This window comes from Flagellimonas myxillae (assembly GCF_023502235.1).
Classification (GTDB): Bacteria; Bacteroidota; Bacteroidia; order Flavobacteriales; family Flavobacteriaceae; genus Flagellimonas; species Flagellimonas myxillae.
The window spans coordinates 948504-960221 of sequence record NZ_JAMFLY010000001.1 but is presented as its reverse complement, the minus strand read 5'-3'; the positions used below and the strand labels follow the sequence as shown (position 1 = coordinate 960221).

Sequence of the window (11718 nt, the reverse complement as noted above, 5' to 3'; positions counted from 1 at the left end):
CGTAAAAAATATACTTTAAACATTTGCTATTCAACAACTTAAGGTTATTGAAATACAATTTAACGTTGTAATGGATTTTTGCAATTTACCGTTCTTGCCAAGCACTGGACTATCTTCGTATAGATTAGAATAAACTGGCTTAAATAATGGGTAAAGATAAGGTACAAATTTTTGACACAACCCTTAGGGATGGAGAACAAGTCCCGGGTTGCAAATTGGACACAAAACAAAAGTTGGTCATCGCTGAAAGGCTGGATGAACTAGGGGTCGATATCATCGAAGCCGGCTTTCCTATTTCAAGTCCTGGTGACTTTAACTCAGTTCATGAGATAGCCCAATTGGTAAAAAATGCTACGGTTTGCGGACTTACCAGGGCCGTTAAAAAAGATATAGAAGTGGCAGCAGAGGCCATCAAAGCTGCAAAAAGACCTAGAATCCATACCGGAATAGGTACTTCGGATTCCCATATCCAATTCAAATTCAACTCCACACGTGATAAAATTATTGAGCGCGCGGTGGAAGCCGTTTCCTATGCAAAGTCATTTGTGGAAGACGTGGAATTTTATGCCGAGGATGCCGGTAGGACCGACAATGAATTTTTGGCCCGGGTTTGCGAAGCGGTAATCAAGGCCGGAGCTACTGTTTTGAACATTCCAGACACCACAGGATACTGTCTTCCAGAAGAATATGGAGCCAAAATGAAATACCTCAAAGAAAATGTAAAGGGTATTGACAAAGCGATTCTTTCTTGTCATTGCCATAACGATTTGGGATTGGCCACTGCCAACTCCATAGCAGGGGTAATCAACGGAGCCCGCCAAATAGAATGTACCATTAACGGAATTGGGGAGCGCGCTGGGAACACATCCTTGGAAGAGGTCGTGATGATTTTAAGACAGCACCCTTATCTCAACTTGGATACCGATATCAATAGCCAACTGCTTTTGGATACGAGCCAAATGGTGTCCCAAAAAATGGGAATGCCCGTGCAGCCAAACAAGGCCATTGTAGGTTCGAATGCCTTTGCACACAGTTCGGGAATTCACCAAGATGGGGTAATCAAACAACGGGAGACCTACGAGATCATTGACCCCAAAGATGTCGGTGTGAGTGAATCCTCTATTGTGTTGACAGCCCGAAGTGGTCGTGCCGCGCTAGCTTACCGTGCAAAAAATGTGGGTTACGAGCTTACAAAATTGCAGTTGGATGTTGTATATGAGAACTTCCTGAAGTTTGCCGATCGAAAAAAGGAAATCATGGATGATGATATCCACGAAATTATAGACACCAGCGGAATATCCATCCAAAGCATGGCTTAGGTGCAACACCTTTTATCACCATTGGGATGAACTTGAATATCGCCTTGCTGCCCGGAGATGGTATTGGCCCCGAAGTGTTGGCCCAAGCAGTCAAATGCCTCCAAGCCATTGAGGAAACCTTTAACCACCAGTTCATTTATCGGGAAGCCCAGGTTGGGGCCATTGCCATAGACAGAAAGGGGAAGCCGCTACCAGATAGCACCCTAAAACTTTGCCAAGAAGCCGATGCCGTTTTGTTCGGAGCCATTGGCGATCCAAAATACGACAACAACCCAAACGCTAAAGTTCGTCCCGAGCAAGGTTTACTGGAATTGAGAAAACAACTTGGACTCTTTGCCAATATTAGGCCTGTAAAAGTATTCCCAGCCCTTATCAAGAATTCCCCGTTAAAGCCCGAAATTATTTCCGGAACGGATTTTATGATCTACAGGGAATTGACAGGAGGCATCTATTTTGGTGAAAAGCACCTTAACGAAGAGGGAACAGTTGCCTCCGACCTTTGCGAATATTCCGAAAAGGAAATTAGCCGAATTGCCCATTTGGCTTTCAAGGCGGCCAAAAATAGACGAAACAAACTTACGTTGGTGGATAAGGCCAATGTGCTGGAATCTTCACGCTTATGGCGAAAAGTGGTCACCAAAATTGGGGAGAGCTATCCAGAAGTGAGTTTGGATTATATGTTCGTCGACAATGCCGCCATGCAAATCATTCTTAACCCAAAACAGTTCGATGTTATCCTAACAGAAAACATGTTCGGTGATATAATTTCTGATGAAGGCAGTGTAATCGGTGGATCTATCGGTTTGCTGGCCTCTGCTTCTGTGGGAGAGGAGAGTGCTATGTTTGAGCCCATTCACGGTTCATATCCCCAAGCCAAAGGATTGGATATTGCAAACCCTGTTGCTTCCATCCTTTCAGCAGCGATGCTCTTGGAACACTTTGGGCTTTTCGAAGAAGCGATGGCCGTGCGTGAGGCAGTGGACAAATCGTTGAAAAAGGGTATAGTAACTCCCGATTTGGATGCCAAGAGTCAATATGGCACCCATCAAGTGGGAGATTTTATTGCGGAGAATATTGTGGACATTGAAGATGATTTCAATATGAATGATGAAAACATCGATTTAGGCAAGTCCACAATCATTTAGAAACAGAAGCCTCCGATTCGGTCAGTTCCTGTACAGTTTCCTCAAACTCTTTTTTAAACGCTTCGTATTTCTCGCCAGTGGCGGGCCCATTAAATCCGGTATGGATTTTTTTGACCTCCCCTGCCTTGTCGATATAAATTGTGGTGGGGTATGAAAGTACATGGTTTAACATGGGTAATTTTTCGTTGGCCTTTTGCTTGCTCGATGTACCGTATTGCGCCAACAATACCGGATACTCCACCCCTGCCCTTTCCTTGAGTCGGGAAATCCCCTCCAGCGCCTTTTTTTTGGTTTTGGCATATTCGAAGGCCAGGGCCACGAATTCAATATCCACTTCTGGGTTCTGCTTTAAATAGTCTACGTAGAATCGGGTTTCATCCAAACAATTTGGACACCAGGTTCCCATAATCTGAACCAAGACCGGTTTATCCAAAAAGCGCTGATCAGATAGGGTCACCATTTTGCCCGTTTCGTCCTCAAAAGAAAAATTGAATTCCTCATACCCTTCCTTTAAATAAGTGAGTGAGTTCGCATCAAGAAGCTCAAATGCATCATTGCGCTTACCTACAAATGGCCTAACAGAATGATTTCCATTGTAGAAAGTACCTTGCATGGTACTATCGGAAACTTCAGCAGTAAAAAGATAAACATGGGCCCCGTCAAAAGCGGAAAGTTTTAAAGAGTTTCCACTGATCACCCCTTCCAAAAAGCGATAATCCCCAGTATTGGTCCGGTAGGTTCCAGTGACCCTATTGCCGGATTGTGAAAAAATCCCCTTTCCTGGATACTCATTGTCCAAGCCAATATTAAAATGGGTTTCCCAAACACCGGAGACATCCACCGTGGCATCTTCCGCAATCTCAAAACGGTCTCGCTTGCCATAAATGGCATGAAAGGGTACAACGCGATTCAAACTCTCTTTAATAAAGCTTCCCTGAATCCCATTTTCATCATAGGTTCCTTCTATATAACCCTCGAAAATGGGCATTTGAATTCTGATCGTTCCGTCCTTCAACTCAATTTCATCAACAATTACTACCTCTTCGGCATTGTACATCTTCATGAGATAATCTCCATTTGCGTCCTTGGAAATGGTGAAATTGAACGGCAGGGTCTCCTCTTGGGAAACATCCATGGCGCCCCACCAGTCACCAAGATGTAATGGCGTTTCGCCACTTTCGCAGGAGAACAACAATAAAAATGATGCGAGGATAAAATACCGGACGCTGTGCATACCAAATCTATTTTGGGGTAAATATCGGAATTCCCTTTCAAAACTTACGGGCAAAGCCCTAAATCCCACGCTATTTTCCGTTGAATGTCTTCACCTATTGTTTTATCTTTGTCCACTTTAAAATTGGGTATGAAGATTTCTTATAACTGGCTTAAGCAGTTTTTGCAGATTGATTGGGAGGCTGAAAAAACCGGGGAATTGTTAACGGATTTGGGTCTTGAGGTTGAAGGAATCTCCAGTTTTGAGTCGGTCAAGGGAGGATTGAACGGCGTGGTTGTTGGCCATGTACTAAGCTGCGACAAACACCCGAATGCCGACCGATTAAAGGTCACCTCGGTAGATATAGGTGGCGAATCTCCAGTACAAATAGTTTGTGGAGCACCCAATGTTGCAGCAGGGCAAAAAGTCCCGGTGGCCACTATTGGAACTACACTTTACGCTAAAGAAGGGGAGTCTTGGCAAATTAAAAAAGGAAAAATACGAGGCGAGGAAAGTCATGGAATGATCTGCGCCGAGGACGAACTGGGCCTTGGGGAGAGTCACGATGGCATCATGGTCCTAAGTGACATCCTAGAACCTGGAACCCCTTGTTCAGAAGTCTTTGACATTGAAAATGACCATGTCTTCGAAATCGGATTGACCCCAAACAGGGCAGATGCCATGAGTCATTTTGGGGTGGCGCGTGACCTAAAGGCAGGTTTGGAGCAACAAGAGATTCAAAAAGGGCTTTTGACCCCATCCACAAGTAATTTTTTAATCGACAACCGTTCGCTTAAAATTGATGTGGAAGTGGAAGACAGTCAATTGGCGCCAAGGTATTGTGGTGTTACCATTAGCAACCTCATTATACAGGAATCCCCAGATTGGCTTAAAAATAGACTTAAGTCCATTGGCCTATCTCCGATCAACAATGTAGTGGATGTAACCAATTACGTGTTGCACGAACTGGGGCAGCCTTTGCACGCTTTTGATGCGGCAAAAATAAAGGGAGGCAAAATCGAGGTGAAAACCCTACCCTCTGGAACCAAGTTTACCACTTTGGATGAGGTGGAACGGGAATTGGATGCGGATGATCTTATGATCTGCGATTCGGATAAGCCCATGTGCATTGCCGGGGTATTTGGAGGAATCGATTCAGGAGTCACAGAGAATACCTCGGCAATTTTCCTGGAAAGCGCCTATTTTGACCCTGTTTCCATTAGGAAATCGGCAAAAAGACACGGATTGAACACCGATGCTTCCTTTAGGTTTGAACGAGGTATTGACATCAACATGACTGAGTATGCCTTAAAACGGGCCGCTTTATTGATCAAGGAGATTGCCGGTGGCGATATCAGTTCTGAGGTTGTAGATCTATATCCCAAAAAGGCGCAGGAAAGACAAGTGTTCCTAACCTTCGATAAAATCAACTCCCTCATTGGGCAGGAAATCCCTAGGGATACCATCAAGTCCATTTTGACCTCTTTGGAGATCAAGGTGAACAATGTAACCGAGTCTGGATTGGGGCTTACCATTCCGCATTACCGGGTAGATGTGGAACGGGAGGTTGATGTTATCGAGGAAATCCTTCGCGTATACGGGTATAATAATATCGATTATAAGGAGAAGTTGACTGCATCGATTGCACAGACGTCCAAATTTGAAAACCATAGGGTCCAGGATGTTGTAGCGGATATGTTGGCCGCCCAAGGATTTTACGAAACCATGACCAATAGTTTGGTCGCTTCGGAAACCCAAACGCTTTTGGATACTGAAAATGAGGCTGTTCGCATGCTCAATCCATTGAGCTCCGATTTGTCCGTGCTTCGGACCAGCATGTTGTTTTCCGGATTGCAGACCATTGCGTATAACCTGAATCGTCAGAAAAACGACTTAAAGCTTTTTGAATACGGGAAAACCTATCATAAAGTTTCGGGGGATAATCTGGAAAGTCAACATTTATGTGTATTTATTACCGGGGATAGAAATCCAAACAGTTGGATATCGGATTCCAAAAGCACCGATTTCTTCCATTTGAAAGGGACGCTCAATTCCATTTTTGAACGTCTTGGTCTAAAGGGAGTACAGACAAAACCTTACTCCGGTAAAATTTTCTCCGAAGGGCTTAGCTGCTATCTAAACGGCCAACATCTGGGTAGCTATGGTTTGGTGTCCAAAGCCCTGCTAAAGGAATTTGACATCAAGCAAGAGGTCTTTTATGCCGACCTCGATTGGGACGCCATCCTTAAATTGGTAAATAAGAACAATGTGGTATTCCAGGATATTCCAAAGTATCCTGAAGTGTCCAGAGACCTTGCCCTTTTGTTGGATGATGGAGTTTCCTTTAAACAAGTATACGACCTCGCTTGGACCACGGAAAAGAAGCTTTTGAAAAAAGTAAATCTATTTGATGTGTACGTGGGCAAAAACCTTCCGGAAGGCAAAAAGTCCTACGCTGTGAGTTTTACACTGTTGGATGAAAATAAAACCTTGACCGACAAGCAGATTGATAAGATCATGTCAAAGTTGGTGACCCGGTACCAGAATGAATTGGGTGCTGAACTAAGGTAAGGAACCCCACATCCGTGTTGGGACGATCACACTGTCTATTTCATGAATAACTCGATTTCCCTGACTTACATCGGCTGTGGTAATTCTTGCCGTGTTGCCCACTGAGTCGGTAAGGATAATGTCGTAGCCCTCCAAATGGGCCACAAGTTTTTTCCCTTGAATGGTGGTAAAACTGGCTTTTCCATTTCCTCTGCACATGGCCCTCAACATTCGTGAAGCTGTCAAATGGCCTGCTACAATATGGTAACCCAAAAGGGTCTTAAGCTCACTTTTATCCTTGGAGTTTAACAATTCCTCAATCCGACCATTGGAAAACCGCTGGAATGCTGCATCTGAAGGGGCAAAAACCGTAAATGGCCCTGAATTCTCCAAAATGACATCCATTTCGGTCGCTTTTACAGCTTCCAATAAAATTTTATGACGTTCCGAATTTACATTTTCACCAACCTCCAATTCTTGAGGAACCGTATCCGTTTCCTGGGCGGAAACCAGTACCGAAAAGGCAAAACATAGGCCAAGTAGGACTTTGGTAAAAAGGGCTTTCATAGTAGTGTTCTAAATCTTTGGGACGATCTAACCGAAGGTAGAAATTGTACGTTTTTACGTTCAAATGCCAAAAACTTCGATAAGATACATTTTTTTGTCAATAACACCCATTAAAATGGACGTCTGACAGGTATTTAACAAAATGTTAACATTTGTTGATTTTTGCAACTAAAGCACCTCCTTTTCAAATGCTTAACTTTGAGTGTGTTGAACCCAGATTGAGCATGATAATCCAGAGGACCAATATCGCGCAGAAACTTCAAAAATTTCGAAAAGGACAAATTTCGGAAGAGGACTTTTTGAAACAAATCCAACAAAGCTTGAAGGGTCACATAACGGCCCAAGATCGTATAAAGGACAAACTAATTTCCTCACATGAGTCGGGTTCCAATACCTTCAATTTTGATCTCTTGGAAACCCACCGGATTTACCATCTAGAACACATCAAGAAAATCTGTATCGATTACCGGCTTCGCTTTTTGGACAGCCGTTTTTTTAAAGGGGAACTTCCGGCCTGTGCGCTTAGTGCCATCCAAGAATTGGATTCCATCCACAATACCGATCTGCAAGGCTTCAAAATCATGGCTCCGTCCAAGCTTTTCAAATTAAAGGATAAGGACGACCCCCTACTTTTTGTTCCCATGGGCAATAACTACTTCTACTTGGTGCACCAGTGGGGAAATGACTTGCACCCTTTGCGGAAATGGTTGGTTTGGCCATTCAAAGGAATGGTGAATTTGGTGTTGTTCACCGTTTTGATGAGTTACTTGGTAACCCTTTTGGTGCCAGATGGATTGTTTTCCAAAAACAACACCACCGCCGAATTTTGGATCATCTTCTTTTTTATGTTCAAATGGATTGCAGCCGTGATCATATTTTACGGCTTCGCCTTGGGGAAAAACTTTAATCCCGCTATTTGGAACAGCAAATACTTTAACCCCTAACCTAAACGCTTTCCACGGCGTACATCTTATCGCGCTGCGCCTTAATGGACTTGTCCGACATATAGTCGTCAAAACTTAAATAACGATCAATGGTTCCCTTTGGGGTAATCTCTATGATTCGGGTGGCCACCGTATGCACAAATTCGTGATCGTGGGTGGTTAACAGTACGGTTCCCTTAAAGTTTTTGAGCGAATTGTTAAAGGCGGTGATACTTTCCAGGTCCAAGTGGTTCGTGGGTTCATCCAGCAACAGTACATTGGCCCGAAGCATCATCATTCTGCTGAGCATGCAACGTACCTTTTCCCCTCCTGAAAGTACTGTGCACTTTTTAAGGGCCTCCTCTCCGCTGAACAACATTTTACCCAAGAATCCGCGAATATAGACCTCTTCGCGCTCCTCTTCGGTCTTGGCCCATTGGCGTAGCCAATCCACCAAATTGATATCCTGTTTGAAAAAAGAGGCGTTATCCGCCGGCAAATAAGACTGAGTCGTGGTCACTCCCCATTGGTACGATCCCTTATCCGCTTTTGCCACACCGTTTACGATATCATAGAAAGCTGTGGTAGCTCTAGAATCCCTTGAGATAATAGCTACCTTATCGCCTTTTGCCAAATTAATGTTCACGTCTTGGAACAGCAAATCGCCATCTTCCGAAGTGGCCGAAAGATTCTCCACGTTCAAAATCTGGTCCCCGGCCTCACGTTCACGATCAAAAATAATGGCAGGGTATCTTCTGCTAGATGGTTTGATGTCTTCAATCTTCAACTTGTCCAACATCTTCTTCCGTGAAGTGGCCTGCTTACTTTTGGCCACATTGGCACTGAACCGTTGGATAAACTCTTGGAGTTCCTTGGCTTTTTCCTCAGCTTTTTTATTCTGTTGGGCACGTTGTCTTGCCGCCAACTGGCTACTTTGGTACCAGAAGGTATAGTTCCCCGAGAACAAATTGATTTTTCCAAAATCGATATCGGCGATACTGGTACAGACAGCATCCAAGAAGTGACGGTCGTGCGATACTACAATTACAGTGTTGTCGTAGTTGGCCAAGAAATTTTCCAACCAATTTATAGTCTCGTAGTCCAAGTCGTTGGTAGGCTCATCCATGATCAGCACATCCGGGTTTCCGAACAATGCCTGGGCCAAAAGAACCCGCACCTTTAACTTGGAATCCATGTCGGCCATGGTTGTATAATGCAGTTCTTCCGTGATTCCCAAATTGGACAAAAGCGCGGCGGCATCGCTATCCGCGTTCCATCCGTTCATTTCCTCAAACTGCACTTGGAGCTCCCCGATTTTCTCAGCATTCTCATCAGTATAATCAGCATAAAGGGCATCTATCTCCTTCTTTATCTTAAAAAGGGGCTTGTTGCCCATTACCACGGATTCCAATACTGGAAATTCGTCGTAAGCATTGTGGTCCTGTTCCAGGATGGACATTCTTTTCCCCGGTTCCAAGTTCACACTTCCTGAGGTGGGATCGTTCTGTCCGGATAAAATCCTTAAAAAGGTAGATTTTCCGGCTCCATTCGCCCCAATGATACCATAGCAATTCCCATGGGTAAAAGTCACATTGACCTCATCAAACAACACCCTTTTTCCAAATTGTACCGATAGATTTGATACTGATAACATGCCGTAAAAAATTTTGCTGCAAAAGTAGCTAAAACCCTCTCGTATTTCCAATTTAAAACGATATTATTAAACTACAGAAAAACAAGCTTTTACAACATTTAACTAGCCATTAACAAGCTATGGGTCGTGCTATCCTTAATTTTGTTGGTCGAATGTGATTGTTCCCATTGTATGATTAGAATTTTACTCGGCCTCTCCCTTTTCTCGATTTTGGCGTGTACTGACAGATCAGGAGAATGCCCTACTGTCTTTTTTGGAGGGGAAATTGTAAATCCTACCAGCGATTATGTCGTCCTTTATAGAAATGACACCTATATTGATTCTGCAAAACTCGATACAGGCAATCGGTTTTCTTTCAAACTACAGGGTATAGAGGAAGGACTCTATCATTTTGACCACAGCCCGGAACTTCAATATTTATACTTACAGGAAGGAGATAGCATTCTCATTCGCTTGAACACCATGGAATTTGACGAGTCTCTTGTGTTTTCAGGCGAGGGAAGCGAAATCAATAATTTTTTGATCGAGATGTTCTTGGCCCATGAGCAGGAAGAACATGAAATCTATGGCTTTTATCACCTTCCACCCATGGACTTTCAGAAAAAGATTGACTCCCTTCAAGAAAAAAAGCTCGCCCATTTGAATGAGCTCATCACGGAAAACCAATTGTCTGAAAAGGCCATAGGTTTGGCCACGGCTTCGGTGAACTACCAAAGCTTTACCCACAGGGAATCCTATCCTTTTTACCACAAGAAAAAAACAGGCAAGGAAACCTTTCCAGAGCTTCCGGAAGAATTCTATTCCTACAGAAAATCGGTGGATTTAAACAACAGGGAACTCGCATATTTTAGGCCCTATTTTGATTATGTGAAATACCATTTTGGAAATATCTCCTATATGGCCTGCATGAAAGGTTGTGGAGGTATGGAGGGCAAAGAGTCTATGGGCAGGCTGCATTACAACAAGCATAAATTGACCATGGTTGATAGTCTTGTAAGCGAAGACGAGCTCAGAAACCTCTTGTTCAGGAACATTGCGATGGATTACCTTCTTAGGGAGCATTCGGCCAGTAAGGAATGCCAAATTTTTATTGAAAAATTCCGAAAGCTATCCTCGAGCGACGACCACAAGCAGGAAATAGATGATCTCTACGAGGGTATCCAAAATCTACAGCCCAATAGTGAGCTTCCAGAGCTTATTGTCACCAATGTGGAAAATCAGGAAGTATCCATCAAGGATATCAGTAAAAAGCAAAAGACCGTTTTTTACTTTTGGACTGGCGCACAGAAAAGACATCTAAAAAATGTGACCCAACATGTGGCCAAGCTTCAAAAAAAGCATCCAGAGTATCGCTTTGTGGGAATTAATGTGAAGACCAGCTACACCCAATGGCAAAACTTGTTGGAAGAATATGGCTTGGATAAGGCCGACCAGTTCCACGGCGACGACTTTGAGGAAATCCAAACCTCCATGATCTTGGACGATCTTTACAAATGCGTTATAGCCAAAGACACCTTAGTGGTGGACGCTTTTGCCAGCCTCTATTATTCTTTCTAAATAAAAAAGCCCCGAACTAATTCAGGGCCTTGTCGATTTTAATCTTCTTTTTACTTAGGAATTTCCTTTGCGGTAGTCCGCCAAGAATTTCTCCAATCCTATATCGGTCAATGGATGTTTCAACAATCCGGTAATGGACGAAAGCGGCCCGGTCATAACATCGGCACCAATTTTTGCGCAATCGATCACGTGCATGGTATGTCGGATGGAAGCCGCTAGGATTTGTGTTTCAAATCCGTAGTTGTCATAGATCTGACGAATCTCGGCGATCAGGTTCAACCCGTCCGTGGAAATATCGTCCAATCTTCCCAAGAAAGGGGAAACATAGGTAGCTCCCGCTTTGGCCGCCAACAAAGCCTGCCCTGGGGAAAACACCAAGGTACAGTTGGTACGTATACCATTATCGGAAAAATATTTTAAGGCCTTTACCCCATCTTTAATCATGGGAACCTTCACCACGATTTGATCGTGCAATTTGGCAAGCTCCTCCCCTTCTTTGACCATATTGTCAAAATCAGTGGCTACCACTTCTGCAGAAACGTCACCGTCCACAATATTGCAGATGTCCACATAGTGTTTTAAAATATTCTCTGTTCCGGTAATGCCCTCTTTGGCCATAAGGGAAGGGTTGGTCGTAACCCCGTCCAATACACCGAGCTGTTGGGCTTCGGCTATTTGGTCTAGATTGGCCGTGTCTATAAAAAATCTCATCCTTCTTAAGCTGTTTTACGTTGTACTAGAATTCATTGCGAATGTACAACAATAAGAAAGTCCGGCTTAACAAATTGTT

At 43.7% G+C, this 11718-nt stretch carries 9 protein-coding genes; 5 read left to right on the top strand and 4 right to left on the bottom strand.

Going from position 1 to position 11718, the window contains the following annotated elements:
• The first annotated feature begins 146 nt into the window (after window positions 1–146).
• The gene (locus tag M3P07_RS04450) at window positions 147–1319 is read left to right on the top strand and encodes a 2-isopropylmalate synthase (RefSeq protein ID WP_249968689.1); all 1173 of its coding nucleotides are present in this window, start codon (window positions 147–149) and stop codon (window positions 1317–1319) included.
• A 26-nt stretch (window positions 1320–1345) separates the two neighbouring features.
• Window positions 1346–2464, top strand: coding sequence for a 3-isopropylmalate dehydrogenase (gene leuB, locus M3P07_RS04445; protein ID WP_249968688.1), 1119 nt, complete (start codon window positions 1346–1348; stop codon window positions 2462–2464).
• Here leuB and M3P07_RS04440 read toward each other — a convergent pair.
• A complete protein-coding gene (locus M3P07_RS04440) occupies window positions 2457–3698 on the bottom strand; it encodes a peroxiredoxin family protein (RefSeq protein WP_249968687.1) in 1242 nt (413 codons plus the stop codon). The two genes, leuB and M3P07_RS04440, sit on opposite strands and share 8 nt — an antisense overlap.
• Before the next feature lie 129 nt (window positions 3699–3827).
• Between M3P07_RS04440 and pheT the strand changes: the two genes are divergently transcribed.
• On the top strand, window positions 3828–6248 hold the full coding sequence (pheT, locus tag M3P07_RS04435) for a phenylalanine--tRNA ligase subunit beta (RefSeq protein WP_249968686.1): 2421 nt from the start codon (window positions 3828–3830) through the stop codon (window positions 6246–6248).
• Here pheT and M3P07_RS04430 read toward each other — a convergent pair.
• Entirely contained in the window at window positions 6240–6794 is a 555-nt protein-coding gene (locus tag M3P07_RS04430) for a fasciclin domain-containing protein (RefSeq protein WP_249968685.1), read from the bottom strand. The genes pheT and M3P07_RS04430 overlap by 9 nt on opposite strands.
• A gap of 320 nt (window positions 6795–7114) precedes the next feature.
• Between M3P07_RS04430 and M3P07_RS04425 the strand changes: the two genes are divergently transcribed.
• Window positions 7115–7738 (top strand): hypothetical protein, encoded by a 624-nt coding sequence (locus tag M3P07_RS04425; protein ID WP_319946558.1) that lies wholly within the window; start codon window positions 7115–7117, stop codon window positions 7736–7738.
• 1 nt (window position 7739) lies between these two features.
• Here M3P07_RS04425 and M3P07_RS04420 read toward each other — a convergent pair whose 3' ends face one another.
• Window positions 7740–9371, bottom strand: coding sequence for an ABC-F family ATP-binding cassette domain-containing protein (locus tag M3P07_RS04420; protein ID WP_249968683.1), 1632 nt, complete (start codon window positions 9369–9371; stop codon window positions 7740–7742).
• Window positions 9372–9542: 171 nt separating this feature from the next.
• Between M3P07_RS04420 and M3P07_RS04415 the strand changes: the two genes are divergently transcribed.
• A complete protein-coding gene (locus M3P07_RS04415; RefSeq protein WP_249968682.1) occupies window positions 9543–10928 on the top strand; it encodes a TlpA family protein disulfide reductase in 1386 nt (461 codons plus the stop codon).
• A gap of 54 nt (window positions 10929–10982) precedes the next feature.
• On the opposite strand, the gene fsa is transcribed toward M3P07_RS04415, so the two are convergent.
• Entirely contained in the window at window positions 10983–11639 is a 657-nt protein-coding gene (gene fsa / locus M3P07_RS04410; protein ID WP_249968681.1) for a fructose-6-phosphate aldolase, read from the bottom strand.
• Between the last annotated feature and the right edge of the window lie 79 nt (window positions 11640–11718).